Origin of the sequence: Pseudomonas sp. FGI182 (assembly GCF_000511325.1) — a bacterium.
GTDB lineage: Bacteria > Pseudomonadota > Gammaproteobacteria > Pseudomonadales > Pseudomonadaceae > Aquipseudomonas > Aquipseudomonas putida_Z.
The window spans coordinates 2,204,721-2,228,512 of sequence record NZ_CP007012.1 but is presented as its reverse complement, the minus strand read 5'-3'; the positions used below and the strand labels follow the sequence as shown (position 1 = coordinate 2,228,512).

Annotated in this window: 9 protein-coding genes; 6 read left to right on the top strand and 3 right to left on the bottom strand. The window is 64.5% G+C overall.

From position 1 onward, the window contains the following. Positions 1 to 32 precede the first annotated feature (32 nt). The gene (locus tag C163_RS09910; RefSeq protein WP_025338615.1) at positions 33 to 11,603 is read right to left on the bottom strand and encodes a peroxidase family protein; all 11,571 of its coding nucleotides are present in this window, start codon (positions 11,601 to 11,603) and stop codon (positions 33 to 35) included. Between the two features lie 544 nt (positions 11,604 to 12,147). Between C163_RS09910 and C163_RS09905 the strand changes: the two genes are divergently transcribed. The 5 genes from C163_RS09905 to C163_RS09885 all read left to right on the top strand — a co-directional run bounded on the left by C163_RS09905 (position 12,148) and on the right by C163_RS09885 (position 18,356). Beyond that, positions 12,148 to 13,884, top strand: a complete 1,737-nt coding sequence (locus tag C163_RS09905; protein ID WP_025338614.1) for a type I secretion system permease/ATPase — start codon at positions 12,148 to 12,150, stop codon at positions 13,882 to 13,884. 6 nt (positions 13,885 to 13,890) lie between these two features. Next, positions 13,891 to 15,231 carry an HlyD family type I secretion periplasmic adaptor subunit gene (locus C163_RS09900; protein WP_025338613.1) on the top strand — a complete coding sequence of 447 codons (1,341 nt, stop codon included), beginning with the start codon at positions 13,891 to 13,893 and terminating at the stop codon, positions 15,229 to 15,231. A gap of 1 nt (position 15,232) precedes the next feature. Then, positions 15,233 to 16,561 (top strand): TolC family outer membrane protein, encoded by a 1,329-nt coding sequence (locus C163_RS09895; RefSeq protein WP_025338612.1) that lies wholly within the window; start codon positions 15,233 to 15,235, stop codon positions 16,559 to 16,561. A 217-nt stretch (positions 16,562 to 16,778) separates the two neighbouring features. Further along, positions 16,779 to 17,642, top strand: coding sequence for a sensor domain-containing diguanylate cyclase (locus tag C163_RS09890; RefSeq protein ID WP_025338611.1), 864 nt, complete (start codon positions 16,779 to 16,781; stop codon positions 17,640 to 17,642). Positions 17,643 to 17,744: 102 nt separating this feature from the next. Next, positions 17,745 to 18,356, top strand: a complete 612-nt coding sequence (locus C163_RS09885) for a bifunctional 2-polyprenyl-6-hydroxyphenol methylase/3-demethylubiquinol 3-O-methyltransferase UbiG (RefSeq protein ID WP_256220408.1) — start codon at positions 17,745 to 17,747, stop codon at positions 18,354 to 18,356. Between the two features lie 144 nt (positions 18,357 to 18,500). Here the strand turns inward: C163_RS09885 and quiC are convergent, their stop codons facing one another. Further along, a complete protein-coding gene (gene quiC / locus C163_RS09880; protein ID WP_025338610.1) occupies positions 18,501 to 20,408 on the bottom strand; it encodes a 3-dehydroshikimate dehydratase QuiC in 1,908 nt (635 codons plus the stop codon). A 376-nt stretch (positions 20,409 to 20,784) separates the two neighbouring features. Between quiC and C163_RS09875 the strand changes: the two genes are divergently transcribed. Continuing rightward, a complete protein-coding gene (locus C163_RS09875; protein WP_025338609.1) occupies positions 20,785 to 22,158 on the top strand; it encodes an MFS transporter in 1,374 nt (457 codons plus the stop codon). 75 nt (positions 22,159 to 22,233) lie between these two features. Here the strand turns inward: C163_RS09875 and C163_RS09870 are convergent, their stop codons facing one another. Beyond that, positions 22,234 to 23,646 (bottom strand): DOPA decarboxylase, encoded by a 1,413-nt coding sequence (locus tag C163_RS09870; RefSeq protein ID WP_025338608.1) that lies wholly within the window; start codon positions 23,644 to 23,646, stop codon positions 22,234 to 22,236. Positions 23,647 to 23,792 lie beyond the last annotated feature (146 nt).

The window sequence follows — 23,792 nt, the reverse complement described above, 5'->3', positions numbered from 1 at the left end:
ATTTCAATGCCGACAGCTTATCCTTCGGTTCCTCAAACTGCCAGGTTGAAGTCCGCTGCGGTCACTGTGGTTGCATCCGCCACTCCCACCAGGCGGATGGAGTCGGTAGCACCGATGCTGACCAGCGTGTCCGCGCCGTCATCGGCGATGGTCACGTTGGCGGCAAAGGTGGCCGCGGTGATGTTGAAGGCAGTGATATCCAGCAGGTCCTGCCCACCCGTCGCGTTGCTGTCGAAGTTGATGATCAGGTCATTGCCGAAGCCTGCGGCGAACTGGAAGACATCATTGCCATCAGTAGCCATCATGGTGTCATCGCCCGCGCCGCCGTTGACCGTGTCGTTGCCAGCCGCACCGTTGATGAAGTCATTGCCACTACCGCCCGACAGAATGTCGTTACCATTATCGCCGAACAGCGTGTCACTGCCTGCGCCGCCGTTGAGGATGTCGTCACCCAGACCACCATTGAGGCTATCGTTGCCGTCGCCACCGTTGAGGGTATCGTTACCGATGCCACCCAGCAGTTGGTCGTTACCTGCACCACCGTTTAGCAGGTCGTTGCCAGCGCCGCTGGTGATGATGTTGTCCAGCGTGTTACCGGTACCGCTGAAATTACCCACCCCGGTATAGGTCAGGTTCTCGATGTTCGCACCCAGGCTGTAGCTGGCTAGCGCGGTAAGCACCCTATCCGTACCGGCTCCCGTGGCCTCGATCACCAAATCCCCGGCGTTATCCACCACGTAAGTGTCGTTGCCGAGACCACCCACCAGGCGATCGGTACCTGCATTGCCGTTGAGCACGTCGTCGCCAGCGCCACCGACCATGATGTTGTCCAGCGCGTTACCGGTACCGCTGAAGTTGCCCACCCCGGTATAGGTCAGGATCTCGATGTTCGCACCCAGGCTGTAGCTGGCTAGCGCGGTAAGCACCCTATCCGTACCGGCTCCCGTGGCCTCGATCACCAAATCCCCGGCGTTATCCACCATGTAGGTGTCGTTGCCGAGACCACCCACCAGGCGGTCGGTACCTGCATTGCCGTTGAGCACGTCGTTGCCAGCGCCACCGACCATGATGTTGTCCAGCGCGTTACCAATACCGATGAAGTTGCCCACCCCGGTATAGGTCAGGATCTCGATGTTCGCACCCAGGCTGTAGCTGGCTAGCTCGGTAAGCACCCTATCCGTACCGGCTCCCGTGGCCTCGATCACCAAATCCCCGGCGTTATCCACCATGTAGGTGTCGTTGCCGAGACCACCCACCAGGCGGTCGCTACCTGCGTTGCCGTTGAGCACGTCGTTGCCAGCACCGCCGATCATGATGTTGTCCAGCGTATTACCGCCACCGACGAAGTTGCCCACTCCGGTATAGGTCAGGTTCTCGATGTTGCTGGTCATGCGGTAGCTGTCAAGCGAGGTACGCACCGTATCCGTACCCCCCCCCGTAGCCTCGATCAGCACATCCCCGGCGTTATCTACCATGTAGGTGTCATTGCCGAGACCACCTACCAGGCGGTCGGCACCCGCACCGCCATTGAAAAAGTCGTTGCCAGCACCGCCGATCATGATGTTGTCCAGCGTGTTACCGCCACCGACGAAGTTACCCACTCCGGTATAGGTCAGGTTCTCGATGTTGCTGGCCATGCGGTAGCTGTCTAGCGTGGTACGCACGGTATCCGTCCCCCCCCCCGTGACCTCGATCAGTACATCCCCGGCGTTATCCACCATGTAGGTGTCGTTGCCGAGACCACCTACCAGGCGGTCGGCACCCGCACCACCATTGAGAAAGTCGTTGCCAGCACCGCCGATCATGATGTTGTCCAGCGTGTTACCGCCACCGACGAAGTTGCCCAATCCGGTATAAGTCAGGTTCTCGATATTGCTGGCCATGCGGTAGCTGGCCAGGCTGGTCTGCACCAAGTCAACACCGCCGTTAAGCGCCTCGATCACCGTGTCGCCGTCGTTGTCCACCACGAAGGTGTCGTTGCCACCACCGCCGTTCATGGCATCCGCGCCAAGCCCGCCGTCGAGGATGTCGTTGCCAAGCCCGCCAAACAGCTGATCGGCACCGTCCAGACCAGAGATCACGTCATTACCCGAGCTACCGATCAGGATATCGGCACCATTGGTACCGACCAGCGTCAAGCCTGGCACTGCAGCAGTCGCCGCCGAGGTGAGTGACTCCTGCGCGCCGAAGGCGTCGGTGTAGCGCACGATCACCTGCAGTTGCTGGCCTCCCTGGTCGAGGCCCGGGGTGAAGGTGGCCGAAGTAGCACCAATGATGTTGGTGAAGATGCCGCCAGTTCCTTGCTGCCACTGGAAGCTGAACGCCCCCAGCCCGTCCAGGTCGGCAATACTGCCGGTAAGCGCCGTCAACGTCTGCCCCAGGGCTGGCGTGGTGTCGCTGATCAGCACGGCACCGGTAGGCGCATCGTTGACGTTGGCCACCGGGTCGAGGATGTCGGAGGCGATGCTTTCCTGCACCCCGACGTCATCCACATAGCTGACCACCACCCGCATGTTCTGCCCCACCTGTTCCTGGGTAAGGACAAAGGTGCTGCTGATGGCGCCGGCAATATTGACCCAGCCGAGCCCGCGGTTGGACTGCCACTGGAAGGTGAACTGCGGGTTGCTCAGGCCGTCGGCATCGACGATGGTCGCGGTGTTGGCGGTGAGGGTCTGGTTCTGCACCAGCAGCCCAGTCACGGTCGGCCCGGCGGTCGGCGCGCTGTTCGCCGACGAATCGACGATTTCCAGCGTGCCCTTGGCGTCCTGGTACACCGCCCGTACGCGGATGTTCAGCCCCGCCACATCGTCCGTGACCCGGTAGGTGGCGCCGGTGGCCCGGGAAACTTCGCCGGCAGCGACGAAGGTGATGTCTTCATAGACACCCGAACCTGGCAGGGTCTCGACTTGCCAGTAGTACGCCACAGGGCCGTTGATGGCGCCGCTCGCATTGGTGGCGCTGACATTGTCGGCATCGTGCACCGCCACGTTGCTCACCCGCAGCAACTGGCCGCTGACCGATGTGTCGTTACGCAGGCCGGTGACAGCGTCGAGGATCGCCAGGTGGCCCGTTGGGCCGGCGTTGACCGCAGTGCCCACACCGGAGGCCTGGGCGCTGTCGGAGAACTGCAGGCGCTCGATACCGGTCAGGCGGTCGACACCATCACGCCCGTCCACCAGGTCAGTGACGATCACCGAGTTGCCATCGACCACCACGCTATAGTCGGTGGCTACCCCCGAGAACACCGCCGTGTCGTAGCTGTCGGTGCCGCTCAGGATTTCACGGACGATCACCAGCTGGCCCGGGTTGTAGGTGCCATTGAGCATCAGCGGCACCATCGGCTCCATGCTGTCGAAGCTGGCGATTTCCGGGCCGGTGCCGTCGCTGTTGGCGCGCACGCTGATGCGCACGTTCAGCCACTTGTCACCGTCGAGGATGTCGTCGCCACCACGGCCTTCGATCAGGTCGCTGCCGCTGCCGCCGAGGATGATGTTGCCACCATCGTAGAACGTTGCCCCGGCAGCCAGCAGGCCGGACAGGCCGTTGATCAGGCTGATGTTGGTCAGCACGCTGCCGTTGGCGCCGTTGGTCGGCAAGGTGGCAGAAGTTTCGCTGTCACCGCGCAGGAAGTCGCCATGGGCCGAACCCGACAGGCCTTCCATGATGTCGAAGCGCACCAGCGCAGACGCGCCCGAGCCCGGTACCGGCGGCACATCGAAGAAGCGGTCGCTGAAGTCAGCAGTCACGCCCTGGGCCAGGCCCTTGAAGGTCGCCCAGTCGTAGCCGGAACCACCGATGTAGCGGTCACCGAAGCCCAGGCTGCCGACCATGATGTCGTCGCCGCCTTCACCGTTGAACTTGTCGTTCTCGTTGCCACCGATGAACACGTCGTTGCCGATGATCGGGTCGTTGCCGAGCGGGTCGAAGTTGTCGCCAGGTGCACCGTCCGAGGTGCCCTTCTCGATCCAGTCGTCACCTTCGTTGCCCATGTCCTGCTCGTTGGCCTTGCTGCCGAGGATAAAGTCGTTGCCCTGGCCGCCAATGGCTTCGGAGGCGTCCTCACCGGTGACGATGAAGTCGTTGCCGAAACCGCCGATGATCAGGTTGACGCCATTACCGCCGTGCAACACATCGTTGCCGTCGCCGCCCTGGATGTTGTCGTCACCACCCATGTCGCTGATGATGTCGTCGCCGGCACCACCACGCAGTTGGTCGTTGCCGTCGCCACCCTCGATGCGGTCGTTGCCGCCATCGCCCCAGACCGTATCGTCACCCTCGCTGGACACCAGGATGTCGTCACCCTCGGTGCCGCCCAGCACGATGTGCTCGGCACCGGCATAGCGGATGTAGTTGGTGTCCGGGCCTGCCGTCAGCGGGCTGTCGCGGAACACCACCTGCTCGCCGTTTTCGCCCAGTGGGTCGAGGTTGCCCAGGCCTTCGTTGAACTGCTTGCTCTGGTCCACTTCCAGGTAGAAGCCCGGGTCGGAGAACACCAGGCCCGGCAGGTGGGTGGCCGAGGTGTTGGCCATGATCAGCTTGGCGAACGAGTTGCTTTCCAGCTCGGCGTTCATCGACAGGCCGGCGGTGCGCTCCAGGTAGTAGAAGCGGTCGCCATCCTGCAGTTTCTCCATCTGGTTCTCGAACACAAAGTTGAAGGTGCTGCCGAGCATGCCGCCGAACGGTGTTTTCGCTTCGGCCAGGCCGCCGATCCACAGGTCGATGGCATCGACCCCGGTCACGGTCACTGCCCTCAGATCATCGGCGGTACCCAGCACGCCATCCCTGCCAGGCAGCGTGACGTTGGCGTAGGCTCCGGTGCTGTTGAGGAAGTCCAGGCGATCGGCCGGCGCGCCGTCGCCGCCGAACACCAGGGCCATGGCCGCCGCGCGTTTCTCCAGTAACGTGGTGGCCCCGGTGATGGTGCTATGGGTGCCGTAGGCGGCGATGAAGTTGATCAGCGACTCCGGATGCTTCAGGTGCTGCACCAGGTCGACCCAGCTGGTGTAAGGCTTGAGCTGGGTATCGCCGGTTTGCGCGTAGATGTCGCGGCGCACAGCGTTCAGCGAAGGAATACCGACGTCGCGGCCACGGGCGATGTTGATCGCCGGCAGGTCCAGCGGCAGACCGAGCAGGTTGTTGCGCAGCGCCTCGGTGACGAACTCGTCGATCTCGTTACCGGCCTGGCGGGTGACCCCGCGCACGATGGCACTGGTGGCATCCTCGGGGGTGACGCCACTGGCGGCATACGCCAGCGGGTTGAGGAACGCCGCGATCAGGCCCAATTGCTGGTCGGGGTTGGCGCTGGCCGGGTCGCTGATGACGGTGAAGTCGACGTCGAAGCGGTCGACGGTCTCGGTCAGCATCGAGTGGCCGAAGCGGTACACGGTGTGGGCGAATTCGGCCACGATCGACGCATCGAGGTCGACGTCATACACCTGGGTCGGGGCGAAGAACAGGTCGACCCGCGGTTGTACGGTGCGGGCGAACTCCTCGAACACCAAGTGCTGGTACTGCATCTCGGTACCGAACTTGGCGGCCTGGAACAGCCGCTCGCCATTCCACACCAGCGCGTCGATTGCGGCCTGGTCGGCCGGCAGCACGGTTATCGGGTTGAGCAGCCACTCGTTGATGAAGGCCAGGTCACCCGAATCGAGCACGGTGTCCATGGTCTGCGCCACCAGCCGGTTGTGCTCGGAGTGGAAGATCGCATGCACGGCGGTCAGGCCGATGTTCTCGTTGACCCGGCCGTCGCCGGCGATGTAGTGCGCATCGAGCAGTTCGTTGTCGTAGGCAAGGTTGGCGCCAGTCTGCGGGTTCACCGGCACGGCATTGCCCACATCGGTATCGGCATCAGGCACCAGTACGCCGTTGCTGAACACCGGCACGGCATTGTGGGCGATGTCGGCAAGGAACTGGTGACCGGTGCGCACGGCATTGGTCAGGTCGATCGGCGCCAGCGGGTTGCCTTCGACCTGCTGGTCGTCGGCCGTGCCGGCAATGCCGTCTGCCCCTTTCATGATCACCATCGGGAAACCGTTGGGCCCCTTGATGAAGTTGCCGTAGGCATCGGTCGCCAGTAGCGGCACGTTGTCGACGTCTGCATCGGTCAGGTTGATGCCCAGTACGTCACGGGCTTGGGCCTTGACCACCTTCCAGGTCGCCATGCCACCAATTTCGGTGTCGTCGGCGGTACCGTAGCGGCCGTCGGCGCCCAGGTCCCGGTTGGTGATCAATCGGCCGGTGGCGATAGGCCCGTCGTCGGTCAGCAGATAGCCGCGCAGGAACACCTGGTGGGAAGGATGCGAGCTGTAGGTCTGGTTCTGATCCACGAACGGGGTGGTGGTATTGGTGTGCTCGTGGATGTCATCGGCGTTGCCGAGGATGCCATCCGGCCCAGGCAGGTTGGTCGCACGGGTCACCACCATGAAGTTGGTGAAACCGCCCTCCACGTACAGCGGGTCATCCGGTTGCAGCGGGATGTAAATAGTGCCCGAGCCCCCCTTGGTGACCAGGTCCAGGCCATGGTCGAAGAACTGCCCGAAGAAGGTCATCCAGGCGTTGAACGGCGCCGACAGGCCAGCATCGGCGGCGGTGTTCTCGAACAGGTACACGTCGTGGTCGTCGGCGGTGCCGAACTGGCCGTCCAGGCCCGGGCTGGCGACGATGCGCACGCCGTCCTTGAGCACGTCGTCGTTGCCCACGGCACCGAAGTTGAGCACGCCGTCCGCACCCGGGTCATACGCGGTGGCATAGGCCGCCGGGTTGTTGGAAGTCTGGTCGACGACCAGGTTGCTGATGGTGCGCGGCTGCGAGTCGAACACCGGGCCGCTGGTCTGCTCGTACGACGAGCCCGGAATGGCCGGCGAGCCAGGGCCGAAGAAGCCGGCCGGTGCACCTTCGGCCGGGTTGAACACCGGGTCGGTCACGCGCGGGAAGACGTTGTCGGCGGCACCGTACTGCGTATTGTTGATACCGTTGAGGTTCATCAGGTTGTTGTTCGAGCCATCCACCGCCCGCAGGCCCAGCGGCGCACGGATGTTGGGCAGCAGCGAGAGGATGTCTGCCCCGTTGGCATCGGCCTCGGCGATCTTGATCTGGTCGAGGATGAAGTTGAGGTCGGAACGCACCATGTGCAGCCCGGCGCCGCCAGCAGTGGCATCCGCCACCGGCGTGGCTGGCGTCGGTACCACAGGCGCGCCCGGTTGCACCACGGTAGTGGGCTGGGAGAACAGCACTTCGGTGGTGCCATGGGCGTCCTGGTAGATCGCCTTGACCCGCAGCGACAACCCGGCCAGGTCCGGCGACACCTTGAACGTGGTGCCGTCGGCACTCTGGAACGCCAGGTCGCCGGCCGGCAGCAGGATGATGTCTTCGAACACGCCACTGCCCGGGGTGGCCTCGAACTGCCAGTAGTACGACACCGAACGGTCGGCGAGCGTGCCCAGCGGGTTGCCGGCGCTGATGTTGTCGGCATCCAGCACGCCGGCCACGTTTACGGTAAGGACATCGCCCACGGTGATCGCACCGCCGTTGCCATCAGTAATGGCCGGGCTGCCGGTAGGCTGCGCATTCAGCCCCTCCACCAGCACCCGCTGGCTGTCGGCGAACTGCAGGCGCTCGATGTGCAGCAGGGTATCGACGCCATCGCGGCCATCGACGTTGTCGGTCACGGTCCAGACATCATCGGAAGTGTCGAGCGTACCTTTGGTGTTCTGCGTCACCGTGTACTCGCTCTGCACCCCCGAGAACACTGCCGTGTCGAACGCCGCCCCACCCGTCGAGGTGCCGGGCAGGATTTCCCGCACGGCCTTGAGCTGGCCTGGGTTGTAGGTGCGGTCGAGCATGAACGGAATCATGTCGACCATGCTGTCGAAGCTGGCGATCTCAGGGCCGGTGTGGTTGACGTCTCCTGGGGCATACACGGCGATGCGCACGTTGAGCCACTTGTCACCGTCGATCAGGTCATCGCCCCCACGGCCTTCGATCAGGTCGCTGCCGTTGCCGCCGAGCATGATGTTGCCTGTGGCAAAGCCGGTGGTCGGCAACCCGGCATCGGCCAGGAACTGCTGCAGGCCACGGATCAGTGCCACGTTGGTCAGCGCACTGCCGGTGGCACCGCCGTGGTTGAGGATGGTCACGGCATCGACATTATCGCCCTTGAGCACATCGGCGAAGTTCGAGCCGGACACGCCCTCGACCTCGGCAAAGCGGTCGAGGATGGAAGCCGGCGAGGCGCCGACCGGGTTGAAAATACCGGTGTTCTGGTTCGGTGCGTTGCCATGGGGTTGAGCCAGGGCGGCCAGGGTCAGGTCGACGGTGACGCCAACCTGGTCATTCTTGTTGGTAATCCAGTCGAAGCCGGACATGCCGTCCATCTTGTCCTGGGCGTCGCTGCCGACAAAGATGTCGTCACCGCCCTCGCCGATCATCTCGTCGAAGCCACCGCCACCGACGAAGATGTCGTTGCCGACCACTTCGTCACCCAGCAGCGGCGCAAAGTTATCGCCGGGCGCACCGTCCTGGGTGCCCTTCTCGATCCAGTCATCACCCTCGTTGCCGGTCGGTGGCAGGTTGGTCTTTGCGCCGAGGATGAAGTCATCGCCCTGGCCGCCGAAGGTGGTGCTGATGTCTTCGGTGGTGATGATGAAGTCCTGGCCGTTGCCACCCAGGATCAGGTTACCGCCCACCAGCATGCTGCCGGCGACGATGACGTCGTTGCCGTCGTTGCCTTCCAGGCGGTTGTCGCCGAAGGAGTCGGTGATGATGTCATCACCGGCGCCGCCCAGTACCGCATCATTGCCCGCACCGCCTTCCAGGGTGTCGTTGCCGGCGTCGCCGTAGACAGTATCGTCGCCCTCACCGGAGATGATGATGTCGTTGCCGGAAGTGCCGCCCAGCACCACGTGGTCTTCGCCGGTGTAATGCAGGAAGTTGGTGTCGGTGCCCACGGTATCGGGGTTGTCGCGAATCACCAGCGGCACCACTTCGACGCCGTTGATCATGATGCCGCCCGTCGGGTCGGCCCGGCCATCGGCCCCCAGCCCGGTGAACTGGTTGGCCTGGTTCACCTCGAGGGTGAAGGTCGGCGTGAGGAACACGGTGTTGGACAGGTGGGTGACATCGGAGTTGAGCATGATCAGCTTGGCGAAGGAGTTGTTCTCCAGCTCGGTGCCAAAGTTCATGCCCGCGGTGCGCGACAGGTAGTAGAACCGGTCGCCGTTCTGCAGGGCTTCCAGCTGGGTCTCGAAGACGAAGTTGAAACTGGAGCCGAGCATGCCGCCGAATGGCATTTTCTGCTCGGCCAGGCCGCCGACCCAGAAGTCGATGTCATCGACGCCGGTCACGGTCACTCCGGTGATGTCATCGGCGGTGCCGGGGATGCCGTCCGCGCCGACCAGTGTCACGTTGGCGTAGGCGCCGGTGCCGTTGAGGAAGTCCAGGCGGTCCGCTGGCGCGCCGTCACCGCCAAGCACCAGCGCCACGGCGGCGGCGCGCTTGGCCGCTTCGGTGTCCGCCCCGGTGATGGTGGCGTGGGTACCGTAGGCGGCGATGAAGTTGATCAGCGACGCCGGGTGCTTGAGATGGTCGGCAAAGTCGGCCCAGCTGATGTAAGGCTTGAGCTGGCTGTCGCCGGTCATGGCATAGAAATCGCGCCGCGCCTCGTTGAGGGTGGGGATGCCGGTGTCACGGCCACGGGCAATGTTCAGCGCGGGCAGGTCCAGCGGCAGGCCAAGCAGGTTGTTGCGCAGCGCCTCGGTGACGAACTCGTCGATTTCGTTGCCCAGCTGACGGGTGACGCCACGGATGATCGCGCCGGCCGCTTCGTCGGCGGTAACGCCACTGCCGGCGAAGGCCAGCGGGTTGAGGAAGGCAGCGATCAGGCCGAGCTGCGGGTCGCCGTTCACCGGGGCGAACGCCGGGTCGAAGCGGTCGACGGTCTCTGTCAGCATCGAGTGACCGAAGCGGTACACCACATGGGCGAACTCGGCGAGGATGGCCGGGTCGATCGAGGTGTCGTAGCCGTTGGGGGCCAGGAACTCGTCGATCTGCGGCTGGATGGTACGGGCGAACTCTTCGAACACCAGGTGCTGGTACTGCATCTCGGTGCCGAACTTGGCCGCCTGGAACAGCCGCTCGCCGTCCCATACCAGCGCAGCGATTTCGGCGGGCGTGGTGGGGATGGCAGCGACATCATCGATCAGCCACTGGTTGAGGAACGCCAGGTCGCCGGAAGCCAGCAGGGTGTCCTTGGTCTGCTGCACCAGGCGGTTGTGCTCGGAGTGGAACACATGGTGCACGGCAGTCAGGCCGATGTTCTCGTTCACCCGGCCGTCGCCGGCGATGTAGTGGGCGTCGAGCAGTTCGTTGTCGTAGGTCAGGTTGTTGCCACCCGGCCCCACCGGCTGTGCGTTGCCGACGGCAGTATCGGCGTCGGCCTGCAGCACACCGTTCACGATCACCGGCGCGGCGTTGTGGGCGATGTCGTCGAGGAAGCCATGCCCGGTGCTCACGGCATTGGCCAGGCTGATCGGCGCGTCGCGGTTGCCTTCGACCAGCGTGGTGACGTCGTCGGCGGTACCGGCGATGCCGTCGGCGCCATTGCTAACGCGCATCACCACCTGCGGCATGCCGTTGGGCCCGCGCACGAAGTTGCCGTAGGGGTCGGTGGCCAGCAGCGGCACGCTGTGCACGTCGGCGTCGGTCAGATTGATGCCGAGCAGGTCGCGGGCCTGGGCCTTGACCACCGCCCAGGTGGCCATGCCACCGCTTTCGCCGTTGCCATCGTCGGCGGTGCCGAAGCGGCCATCGGCGCCCAGGTCACGGTTGGTGATGAGCCGCCCGGTGGCTACCGGGTCGCCTGCGGCATTGAGCGTGTATTCACGCAGGAACACCTGGTGCGAGGGGTGCGAGCTGTAGGTCTGGCTCTGGTCGACGAACGGCGAGGTGGTGTTGGTCTGGCCATCGTCGGCGGTACCCACAACACCATCGGCGCCTGCGGTACGCACAGCCCGTGGCAGCACCATGAAGTTGGTCGGGCTGCCTTCGACGAACAGCGGGTCGTCCGGCTGCAGCGGGATGAACACGAAGTCGGTGCTGCTCTTGGTGACCAGGTCCAGACCGTGGTCGAAGAACTGGCCGAAGAAGGTCATCCAGGCGTTGAAGCCGGCGGTCAGGCCGACGTCGGGCGACACGTTGGGGATGAAGAACACTTCGGTGTCGTCAGCGGTGCCGAACACCCCGTCGATGCCGGGGCTGATCACCGGAGCGGCACCACCATTGGCCTCGACCGCGGCCGGGTTGTTCGCCGTCTGGTCGACGATCAGGTTGCTGATGGTGCGTGGTTGCGAATCGGTGACCGTGCCGGTGCCGGCATAGTCGCCGCTGAAGGAGGGGCTGAGCAGGCGCAGGAACGAGTTGTCGGCGGCACCGAACTCGCTCTGCCCGGTTACCAGGTTGTTGTAGCTGCCGTCCACGGTGCGCAGGCCGAACGGTACCTGGCTGTTGGGCAGCAGGTCGGTCAGGCTCGCGCCATCGGCGTGGGCTTCGGCGATGAAAATCTGTTGAAGGATGAACTCCAGGTCCGACTTGCTGAAATCTGCCATTTCAATTGCCCTCGATCTGTCCGGAGATGACACAGGGCAACAGGGTCCTTCCCGCGCCCAGTCAGTGTTGACGTGCGCAGATACTGGTTCGGTGGTCCAGGTTCAGTGGGCACAACACTCTTGTGCTGGCCCCCACTGGCCTCATCATTCGCAAGCCGGCACCCACCATCCGGGGGGCCTTGTTAAGCATGCGATACAGCTGTAACGCACATGCATCGACCCCAGCTCGCACAGGGCCCGAATACATCAGACTAAAGTCGCAGGCGAAAAGGTTGTCAATATCCCGTCGAAAAAATCATTTGGCGATGATAATGCGATGCAAATAGCTGTTTTTTTGGCACTTATGAAAAGTTCAAAGACTTCATAGAGCGAAACGATATTACCGGCTATGTCGCTGCAACCTACGCTCCAGCATGTGGGAGCAGCGCAGCGTTTTGGAGTATCCGCCATTAGAGCGATCCGCCTGCGAGCCAACCAGAAGCCACGATTACCGCTGCACGGGGCGCCGCAAGGGCTTCCCGATTTGTGATAAAGGGAGGCCCCGATGCACAAGCCACCACGCACTCGTTCCGAGCTGGCCGACGTGCTGTTCCGCCTGCGCCGCAGCTTTTTTGCCCTGGCCGCCTTCAGCGGCGTCATAAACGTCATGATGTTGACGCCAGCAATTTATATGTTGCAGGTGTACGACCGCGCCCTGGTCAGCCGCAACGTCACCACCCTGACCATGCTCACCCTGCTGGTGATCGGCTTGTTCATGCTGATGTCGGCCCTGGAGATGGTCCGTACCCGCGTACTGATCCGGGTCGGCAACTTCCTCGACATGGACCTCAACCGACGCATCTTCAGCGCTGCCTTCGAACGCAACCTGAGCCGCGCCGGCGGCAACCCGGCCCAGGCCCTGCAGGACCTTGCGCAGGTGCGCCAGTTTCTGACCGGCAACGGCCTGTTCGCCTTCTTCGATGCCCCCTGGACGCCGATCTACCTGCTGGTCTGCTACCTGATCCACCCACTGCTGGGGCTGGTGACGCTGATCGGCTCGCTGATCCTGGTGGGCCTGGCCTACCTCACCGAGAAGGCCACGCAAAAACCCTTGGCCGAAGCCAACCAGGCGGCCATGTCGTCGGCCAGCTATGCCAACAACAACCTGCGCAACGCCGAAGTGATCGAAGCCATGGGCATGCTGCCGGCGATCGGCAAGCGCTGGTACCAGGGGCACTTGCGCATCCTGCAGATGCAGACCCTGGCCTCCGACCGCGCCGCAATGATCAGCAGCACCGGGCGCTTCGTGCGCATCACCTTGCAGTCGGTGATCCTCGGTGCCGGCGCACTGCTGGCGATCGAAGGCAAGATCACCCCCGGCATGATGATCGCCTGCTCGATCCTTACCGGCCGCGCCCTGGCCCCGGTTGAACAGGCGATCGCCGCGTGGAAGCAACTGCTGGGCTGCCGTTCCGCCTGGGGCCGGCTCAACGACCTGCTGCACGACTACCCGCAGCGGCCACCGAGCATGTCGCTGCAGCGGCCAATGGGCATGCTGGCCGTGGAAAACGTGATCGCAGGCGCCCCCGGCACCAACAACAACATCGTGCGCGGGGTCAGCTTCAGCCTGGTCCCGGGTGAAAGCCTGGGCATCATCGGCCCTTCGGCCTCGGGCAAATCCACCCTCGCCCGCCTGCTGGTAGGCGTGTGGCCGACCCAGGCCGGCAAGGTGCGCCTGGACGGCGCCGACATCTTCACCTGGAACAAGGCCGAACTTGGCCCGTGGCTCGGCTATCTGCCGCAGGACGTGGAGTTGTTCGAGGGCACCATCGCCGAGAACATCGCACGCTTCACCGAAGTGGACAGCGAAGCGGTGATCCGCGCTGCCCGCAGCAGTGGCGTGCACGACATGATCCTGCGCTTCCCGCAGGGCTACGATACCCGCCTGGCAGCCGACGGCAGCCCGCTGTCCGGTGGCCAGAAGCAACGCATCGCCCTGGCCCGTGCGCTGTATGGCGAGCCGAACCTGGTGGTGCTGGACGAGCCCAACGCCAACCTCGATGACGTTGGCGAAAAGGCCCTGGTCGATGCGCTGGCTGCGCTGAAGGCGCGCGGGGCCACGGTAATCCTGATTTCCCACCGGCCCAATGTGCTGTGCGCGGTCGACAAGGTGCTGATGCTGCGCGACGGTGCCGTGCACATGTTCGGCAGCCGCGACGAAGTGTTCGCGGCGCTGCGCAAGGCCAGCGTGATCCCGGCAGCGACCGCAGCACCGCTGGCCTCGGTAAAAGTACGGGAGTGACCGATCATGCAGATGACCCAACACACCGAATTGATTCCTGCCGAGGCCCGCAACCTGATCGACCTGGACGCGGGGCGGCCGGCACGCTGGGGCGTATGGCTGGTCATCGCCGGCTTTGGCGGCTTCCTGCTGTGGTCGTGCCTGGCGCCACTGGACGCCGGCGTGGTCGCCACTGGCACGGTCAAGGTCACCAGCAACCGCAAGGCAGTGCAGCACCTGACCGGCGGCACGGTCGAGGCGATCCTGGTGCGCGAAGGCGATGTGGTGAAGAAAGGCCAGGAGGTGGTACGCCTGGACGCCCTGCGCGCGGTGGCCGAACAGGGCGCGGTCAGTGCCCAGTACATCGTCAGCAAGACCGTGGAAAACCGCCTGGAAGCCGAGCGCGACGGCCGCGACACAGTCACCTTCGACCCTGCCCTGCTCAAGCACTACGGCAGCGACCCGCGCCTGCTGGCAGCCATGGACCTGCAACAGCGCCTGCTGGATACACGCCGCGCGGGCCTTGCCGGTGAACTGAGCATCCTCGAGGAAAATTTGGCCGCCACGGCGGTGCAGCTCAAGGGCCTGCAGCAGGTGTACGGCGCCCGCGCCTCGCAGATCGGCTTCCTCAACCAGGAACTGCAAGGCACACGCGTGCTGGCCGCCGAAGGCTATGTGCCACGCAACCGCCTGCTGGAGCTGGAGCGCAACAACGCCGACCTGTCCGCCGGCCAGGCCGAAAACCTCAACAACATTGCCCGGGCGCGCAGCCAGGCCACCGAGATCAAGCTGCGCATCCTGCAACGCCAGCACGACTACCTCAAGGAAGTGGAATCGCAACTGACCGATACCGCCAAGGAGAACACCACCCTGGCCGATCGCCTGCGCGCGCTGGACTACGAAGTGACCCACACGGTGATCCGCTCGCCGATCGACGGCATGGTCCAGGCACTGAGCATCGCCACGGTCGGCGGCATCATCCAGCCTGGGGCCAAGATCATGGAGGTGGTGCCGCTCGACCAGCCGTTGCAGGTCGATGCGATGATCCCGGTGCAGGCCATCGACAAGATGGTGCCCGGCCTGGACGTGGACCTGGCCTTCCCGGCCTTCAACCATGCCAAGACACCGAACATCCCCGGGCGGGTCATGACCATTTCCGCCGACCGCCTGATGGACGAAGAAAGCAAGCAGCCGTACTACCTGGCCCAGGTGGAAGTGACGCAGGGCGGCATGGGCTTGCTGGGCAGCAACCACATCCGCCCCGGCATGCCGGCCACCGTCACCATCAAGACCGGCGAGCGCAACCTGCTCAGCTACCTGCTCAAGCCGATGCTCGAGCGCGTGGACGCCTCGTTCAAGGAGCAATGACATGAAACGCCCGTGCCTGATGTTGTGCCTGCTGGGGTTGTCCGTACAGGCCAGTGCCATGGACCTGAAGCAAGCCTGGGACCTGCTGCAGTATCAGGGCCCGATCTACCGCGCCGCGGTGCACGAGAAAGAAGCCGGCAGCGAGAACCGCGCCATCGGCGAGGCCGGCCTGCTGCCGCAGATCAATGCTGCGGGCTACTTCAACAAGGTCAATGGCAGCCAGCGGCAGAATGGCCGGGACAGCGACCTGGACTATGACTCCAAGGGTGCCAACGTGCGGCTGCGCCAACCGCTGTTCAACAAGCAGAAGATGGCCGAGTACCGCCAGGGCCAGCAGCGTGCCGACTACAGCGTGGCGGTGTTCGATGCCAAGACCCAGGACGCTGCGGTCCGGCTGGCCGACGCCTACTTCGACGTGCTGCTGGCCAGCGAAACCATCACCCTGGCCAAGGCCAAGCTGAATGCCTTCGAAGAGCAGCTGGCGTCGGCGAGGCGGCGCATGGAGCTAGGTGCCGGCACCATCACCGACATCGACGAGTCGGTAGCCCGTCGCGACCTGGCCGAGGCCGACCTGATCGAGGCCCAGGACAACCTGGTCAACGCCCGCCGCAAGCTGGAGGAATACATCGGCGAAACGCCGGAGTCGCTGACCACCTTGCAGCCGGGCTTCAGCACCCCGCCGCTGATGCCGGGCAACCTGCAGGACTGGCTGGTCAAGGCCCAGGCCGACAGCCCGTTGATTCATGCGCGCCGGCACAACTACGAGCTGGCCGAAGAAGAAGTGAAACGCGCCCGCGCCGGGCACTGGCCGACCCTGGATTTCGTGGCGGGCTATACCGCCGGCAGCAGCCAGTCGATTTCCGAACTGAACCAGCGCAATCACTACAGCTCGATCGGGCTGGAGCTGAACATTCCGTTGTACAGCGGCGGCAGCACCAGCGCCCTCACCCGCCAGGCCAGCGCCAACAGTTCCAAGGCCCTGGATGAACTGGACGCCACGCGCGAGGAAGTGATCTCCGGCACCACCCGCGAGTACCGCGGCGTGCAGAGTGGCGCCTTGCGCATTCAGGCGCTGGAAAAGGCCGTAGCGTCCAACGAACGCTCGCTGCTTTCGGCCCGCAAGGGTTTCAGGGAAGGCGGCACCAGCACCAACTCGGATGTGCTCAATGCCGAGGAGTTGCTGTTTGACGCCCGGCATGACCTGTTCGAGGCGAAGCTGAACTACCTGATGTCGCGGCTGCGCCTGGCATCGTCGGTGGGCAGCCTGGGGGATGACGATATCCAGCAGATCAACGATTACCTCGGGCCGGAACTGGTGGTGAGTAACTGATGGCAACGGCCCTTGTAGGAGCGGCCTTGTGTCGCGATCGGGCCGCGGAGCGGCCCCCGGATTTCAGCTACGCAGGACAAATTGCCGGGGCCGCTTTGCGGCCCGATCGCGACACAAGGCCGCTCCTACAACGAACCGTACAACCCTCGCTGCCCCCATAGCTGCGCCTCTCCTCTTCAGGCTATGATCGGTCACCCCGCCGCGGACGCCCTGCCCCATGCCCGTAGACCTCCAAGCGTTATACCCCAGGCTGATCCACCTGATGCTGGACACGGTGTTCGTGGTCGACCGGGACAACCAGATCGTTTTCGTCAGCGATGCCTGCGAGGCGCTGCTGGGCTACCGGGCCTGCGAACTGATCGGCACCCCGATCACCGACTACATGCACCCTGACGACCTGGCGATCACCCGCGCATCGATCGTCCGGGTGATGAACGGCCAATCCCACTACGACTTCCGCAACCGCTACATCCGCAAGGATGGCGGTATCGTGCATATTCTGTGGGCAGCCTGCTGGTCCGATGAGGCCGATGCCCGCATCGGTGTGGCGCGGGATGTCACCGCCCAATGCCAGGCCGAGGAGGAACTGCGCTTCCTGGCCCACCACGACCCACTCACCCGCCTGGCCAACCGGGCCATGTTCAATGAGCGGCTGGACACAGCCCTTGCCGCGGCCCGGCACCACAACCACCCGCTGGCGTTGCTGTTCATCGATATCAATGACTTCAAGGACATCAACGACAACCATGGCCACAGCGTGGGTGACCGGGTGCTGTGCACCCTGGCCCGGCGCCTGGAAGGCTGCGTAGGTGCGACCGATACAGTGGCGCGGATGGGTGGTGACGAGTTCACCGTGCTGCTGACCGACTACGTGTCGCCAGAGGCCATCGCCGAGCAGGTGGCACGCATCCTGGCCACCATGGCCGAGCCACTCGGCGCCGAATTTGCGGGCATCGATGCGCCATCCTGCAGCATTGGCGTGGCCCGTTTCCCCGAGGACGGCAACGATGCCGACATGCTGCTGCGCCATGCTGATGGCGATATGTACCGGATCAAGCGACAGCGCGCTGCAGCCGGCTGAGCGCTTTGGCGGCCGCCAGCGGAAACCAGCACGACGGAGATGACCATGCGCAACCCTGAAGACGCCTTGCTCGACAGCTGGCAGCACAACGCCCAGGCCTGAATCGATGCGGTGCGCAGCGGCAGTATCGAGAGCCGTCGCCAGGTCACCGACCAGGCCATCCTGCTGGCCATTCTTGGCCGCCAGCCCGAACGGGTGCTCGACCTGGGCTGTGGTGAAGGCTGGCTGCTGCGCGCGCTGGCCGACCGGGGTGTCGAGGCGGTAGGTGTGGATGGAGACCGGGCGCTGGTGGATGCCGCGCGTGCTGCAGGTTCCGCCGAGGTGCACCTGGCCAGCTATGCACAGCTGGCCGCCGGGCAGGCCTATGTTGGCAAGGACTATGACCTGATCTGCGCCAACTTCGCCCTGTTGCAGCAAGACATCATCCCACTGCTGGCGGCGATGAATGCGTTGCTGGCGCCCGGCGGTGCGCTGGTGATCCAGACCCTGCACCCGTGGAGCGTGGCGGATGGGGATTACCAGGATGGCTGGCGGGAGGAGGCGTTTGCCGGGTTCGCCGGGGATTGGCAGGTGATGCCGTGGTACTTCCGTACCCTGGCCAGCTGGCTGAGCGCGCTGGACATGGCGGGGTTGCGGCTGGTCAGCCTGCAGGAGCCACAGCACCCGCAGAGTGCGCTGCCGCAGTCGCTGCTGTTGGTGGCCGAACGCCCTTGAAGCATACGCGGTCGGTGTAGGAGCGGCCTTGTGTCGCGATGGGCCGCAAAGCGGCCCCAAGATTCATGCGGTGCTGCTGAAATCCTGGGGCCGCCTTGCGGCCCATCGCGACACAAGGCCGCTCCTACAGGGACCGCGCCGGGCTCAGAGGACCGGCTTGCGCGCCGCCCCGCTGCGGGCCTTGGCCATGGCTGCCAGGCGCACCGCAACGTTGGCCGCACCGTAACCGGCGTACCCTCCCTTGCGCTGGATGATCTCGAAGAAGAAACGCTCTTCGAACGGCTCGGTGTACACGTGGAACAGCTCGCCGCCCTGGGCATCGCGGTCGTACAACACGTTGTAGTACGCCAGTTCGCTGAGGAACTCGTCGTCGAAATCGAAACGCGCCGCCAGGTCGTCGTAGTAGTTCAGCGGGATCTCCAGCAGCGGTACCCCAGCCAGTTTGGCCCGCGCCACTTCGCGGAAGATGTCGTCGCAATCGAAAGCGATGTGGTGCACGCCCGAGCCACGGTAGCTGGACAGCGCATGGGCGATGGCGGTGTTGCGGTTTTCCGAGATGTTCAGCGGCAGGCGCAGGGTGCCGCACTGGCTGCGCAGGGCGCGGCTCTTGACCAGGCCATAAGGGTCCGGCAGCACCACTTCGTCGTCGGCAGCGAAATCGAACAGGCTCTTGTAGAACAGCACCCAGCTGTCCAGCGACTCGGCCGGCAGGGCCAGGGCCATGTGGTCGATACGGCGCAGGCCGCCGGTGGCCGTGGCATTCTTGTCCAGGCTGAAGTCGGTGTCGTACAGGGTCTGGCCGGCAGTGCCCTGCTCCACCAGGTACAGCAGGCTGCCATCTGGCGCTCGTACCGCCGGCACTTCGCACTCGTTGGGCCCGACCAGGCCACGGAACGGCTGGCCACGGAAGGCGGTGGCGCGCTTCAGGGCGGCTTGCTGGTCCTTGACCCGCAGCGCGGTGGCGCACAGCGACGGCCCGTGGGCCTCGAAGAAGTTGTGGCCGAAGGAATAGGGTTCGGCGTTCAGCACAATGTTGATATCGCCCTGGCGCAGCAACTGCACCTCTTTGCTGCGGTGCTTGCCGGCATCGGCAAAGCCCAGGCGCTTCAGCCAGCTGCCCAGGCGCGCGCCAACGGCTTCGTCGACTGCGAATTCGAGGAACTCCACGCCGTCATAGGCACTGGCCGCCGGTGGGGTGAACAGCACACCGGGCTCGATCGAAGTACCTTCCTGCTCCAGGCGCAGGCGGGTGTGCTCTTCGAGGTACAGCAGCGAACGCAGGCCGTCGGCGGCATTCTGCCGGGGCGGTGCGGCGCGGAAGCCGTCGTTGAAGATTTCCAGCGACAGCGGCCCGCGGTAGCCAGTGGCAAGAATTGGCGCCAGGAAACCGGCCATGTCCATCTCGCCCTGCCCCGGGAAGCAGCGGAAGTGGCGGCTCCACTCCAGCACATCCATGGCCAGGATCGGCGCGTCGGCCATTTGCACGAAGAAGATCTTGTCGCCGGGGATGTCGCGGATCGCGCTCGGGTCGCCCTTGAGCGACAAGGTGTGGAAGCTGTCGAGGATCACCCCGAGGGCCGGGTGGTCGGCCTGGCGCACCAGGTTCCAGACTTGCTGGTAGGTGTTGACGTGGCGGCCCCAGGCCAGCGCTTCGTAGCCAATGCGCAGGCCGCGTTTGCCAGCGTGCTCGGCCAGCAGGCGCAAGTCGTCAACCAGCAATTGCTCTTCGCCCAGGGCATCGGCCTGGACGTTGCTGCACACCAGCACCAGGTCGGTGCCTAGTTCCTGCATCAGGTCGAACTTGCGCTCGGCGCGGTCGAGGTTTTTCTGCAGGCGGTCGCGGCGGCAGCCCTCGAAATCGCGGAACGGCTGGAACAGGGTGATGGCAATACCCAGGTCGGCGCACATCTGCCGTACCTGGCGCGGGCTGCCGGCGTAATAGAGCAGGTCGTTTTCGAAGATCTCGACGCCGTCAAAACCGGCGGCGGCGATGGCTTCGAGCTTTTCCGGCAGGGTGCCGCTCAAGGACACGGTAGCGATCGAACGCTGCATGGCGGGAGTTCCTTGTTGTTAGAGGGTTGAGGCCAGGGCTGCCTGTACCGGCCCAATCGCCTGGCAAGCCAGCTCCCACAGGATTGGCGCATACCTTGTGGGAGCTGGCTTGCCGGCGATTGGGCCGGGCCTGGAAAATCAGGACCACAGTTCCTGGCACGATCGATTATTCGCAGGTAAAGTCGTCGCTTCAATCTCTTTGTACGGAATGGTTAGTTTTGCGTTCGATTATCGCACAAAACCGGTTTTAGCGAATTGCCAGCCCACTGGCCCGTGGTCAACATGAACCACAGACGCAGGCACACCGACCCTCGCCTCCTGCCTTGGCGAATCTCCGGCGGAACCTGTGCAAACAACAATAACAACGGAGACAACGATGGCTCACTCCAGCTCTCAAGCCAAGAAAGCGACCGCCAGTGGATGGATAGGCTCGGCACTCGAGTACTACGACTTCTTCATCTACGCCCAGGCCGCTGCGCTGATTTTCCCGCAGATCTTCTTCCCCAACACCGACCCGAAAATGGCCATCATTGCCTCGCTGGCCACCTACGGCGTGGGTTACCTGGCGCGCCCGGTCGGCGCCTTCGTGCTGGGCCACTGGGGTGACACCCGCGGCCGCAAGAACGTACTGCTGCTGTGCATGTTCCTGATGGGCCTGTCGACCATGGCCGTGGGCCTGCTGCCCACCTACCACGACATCGGCCTGCTCGCCCCGGCCTTGCTGGTGGTGCTGCGCCTGATCCAGGGCTTTGCCGTGGCCGGGGAAATCTCCGGTGCCAGTTCGATGATCATGGAGCATGCGCCATTCGGTCGACGGGGCTACTACGCCAGCTTCACCCTGCAAGGCGTGCAGGCCGGCCAGGTGTTGGCGGCGGCAGTGTTCCTGCCACTGGCCTACTTCATGCCGAGCGAAGCCTTCAACGACTGGGGCTGGCGCATTCCATTCCTGATGAGCGCCATCGTGCTGATCGCCGGTTTCATCATTCGCAAGGAAGTGCACGAAACCCCGGCGTTCGTGAAGGAAGAGAAGCAGGACAAAGTCGCCAAGTCGCCGATCAGCGAGGCCTTCCGCCACAGCTGGAAGCACATGGTACTGGTGATGTTCATGGCCCTGATGAACGTGATCCCGGTGGTCGCCACCATCTTCGGCGCGGCCTACGCGGTGCAGCCGGCCTATGGCATCGGCTTCGACAAGAGCGTGTACCTGTGGATTCCGGTAGTCGGCAACATCGTCGCGGTGCTGGTGATTCCGTTTGTCGGCAACCTGTCCGACAAGATCGGCCGTCGCCCGACCATGATCGCCGGTTGCCTCGGCTCGGGCCTGCTGGCCTTCGTCTACCTGTATGCGATCAGCATCCAGAACGTACCGCTGGCGTTCGCCTCGTCGATCGTGATGTGGGGCATGGTTTACCAGGGTTACAACGCGGTGTTCCCAAGCTTCTACCCAGAGCTGTTCCACACCCGCTACCGTGTTTCGGCCATGGCCATCGCGCAGAACATCGGCACCATGCTGACCGCCATGCTGCCGGCACTGTTCGCTCTGGTTGCCCCGCCTGGTTCGGACAACATCCCGCTGGTGGTCGGTGGCCTGGCGTTCTTCATCACCTGCGTGTGTGCCCTGGCAGCGTACATCGCCCCGGAAACCCATCGCCTGGCGATGGAAGACCTTGGCAACCCCGATGCCAAGCCGATGGACAAGACCGCGTATGAGGCTAGCCGTAAAGGGAGCTTTCAGGCAGTGAGCCACTGACAGATTGCAGGGGGCTGCTCTGCAGCCCATTCGCGGGCATGCCCGCGAATGGGCCGCAACGCGGCCCCGGCAGTTTCAGCCCTTGACCACTTCCTGCAGGCGCGCCCAGAGCTGTTCGACATGCTCCCGCTCAGTCGGCAATGCGCCAATTGACACCCGCACCATCCACCGCCCATCCAGCGTCGCCGGTGTCACGTAGGCATCCCCGGACGCATTCAGCCGCTCGGCCCACCCCTTGGTATGCGCATCCAGCGCCTCCCCTTCCAGCCCCGTCGGCCGATGGCGAATGCACAACGTCTGCAACTGCACCGGCGCCAGCACCTCCCACTCCGCCGCCGCGCCGATTTGCCCGGCCAGCCACTGGGCATTGTCCAGGTCACGCCGCAGCCGTGCCTGCAACGCCTCGACCCCCTCGCTGCGCAGCATGAACCACAGCTTCAACGCACGGAACCGGCGGCCCAGCGGGATACCCCAGTCACGCAGGTTCTTCACCTCGCCATCCACCGCCGACTGCAGGTAGCTGGGGTTGGTGCTCATGACCCGGATCAGGTGCTGCGGGTCGCGCACGTAGTAGATCGAGCAATCGAAGGCCACGCCCAGCCACTTGTGCGCGTTGACCACCAGCGAATCGGCCAGCTCGATGCCGTCCCACATCCAGCGGCATTCCGGCAGGATCATCGCCGAGCCGGCCATGGCCGAGTCCACGTGCAGCCACAGGCCGTGGGCCTGGGCGATCTCGCCGATCGGCCGCAGCGGGTCGAGGGCCGTGGTAGCGGTGGTGCCGGTGGTCGCGACCACGGCGCAGGGCTGGTTGCCGGCGGCCAGGTCCTGCTCGATCGCCGCCTGCAGTGCTTCCGGGCGCAGGGCATAGCGTTCGTCGGTCGGGATCAGGCGGATGTTGTCGCGACCGAAACCGGCCAACAATGCAGCCTTGTCCACCGAGCTGTGGGCATGGGCGCTGACATAGACGATCAGCGGCCTGGCCTGGGCTTGCAGGCCGCCGCGTACCAGTGCGTAGTCGCTGGCGCGTTCCCGTGCGCAAATCAGCGCCACCAGGGTGCTGGTGGATGCAGTGTCCTGGATCACCCCGCTCCATTGGTCAGACAGGCCGAGCAGCTGACGCAGCCAGTCGAGGGTGGTTTCCTCCAGCTCGCTCAGGGCCGGGCTGGACTGCCAGGACAGGCCCAGCACGCCCAGGCCAGTGCTGAGGAAGTCACCGAGGACCGACGACAGGGTGCCGTTGGAGGGGAAGTAACCGTAGAAGTCCGGGTGCTGCCAATGGGACAGGCCGGGCATGACCAACTGGTTGACGTCGTCGAGGATCGCTGCGAAAGGTTCGCCTTGCCGGGGGGCCTGAGCGGGCAAGGCGGCCTTGAGATAGCCGGGCTCGACCTGGGCCATGACCGGGCGCTCGCCGACGGACTGGCGGTAGTCGGCGATCAGGTCGATCAGTTGGTGGCCGTACTGGCGGAATTGTTCGGGGGTCACCTGGGGTCTCCTGTGGGTTTTTCGCTGCCTGTGCTGGCCTCTTCGCGGGCACGCCCGCTCCCACAGGTATTGCACCAGGCTTGAGAGCGATGCAGTACCTGTGGGAGCGGGCGTGCCCGCGAAGAGGCCGGTACAGGCAACACAAT

Bases quoted from the DNA above. Each gene is read 5' to 3' on its own strand.
- C163_RS09900 (WP_025338613.1), top strand. From the start codon at position 13,891: ATGCAGATGACCCAACACACCGAATTGATTCCTGCCGAGGCCCGCAAC.
- C163_RS09875 (WP_025338609.1), top strand. From the start codon at position 20,785: ATGGCTCACTCCAGCTCTCAAGCCAAGAAAGCGACCGCCAGTGGATGG.
- quiC (WP_025338610.1), bottom strand. From the start codon at position 20,408: ATGCAGCGTTCGATCGCTACCGTGTCCTTGAGCGGCACCCTGCCGGAA.
- C163_RS09910 (WP_025338615.1), bottom strand. From the start codon at position 11,603: ATGGCAGATTTCAGCAAGTCGGACCTGGAGTTCATCCTTCAACAGATT.
- C163_RS09905 (WP_025338614.1), top strand. From the start codon at position 12,148: ATGCACAAGCCACCACGCACTCGTTCCGAGCTGGCCGACGTGCTGTTC.
- C163_RS09895 (WP_025338612.1), top strand. From the start codon at position 15,233: ATGAAACGCCCGTGCCTGATGTTGTGCCTGCTGGGGTTGTCCGTACAG.
- C163_RS09890 (WP_025338611.1), top strand. From the start codon at position 16,779: ATGCCCGTAGACCTCCAAGCGTTATACCCCAGGCTGATCCACCTGATG.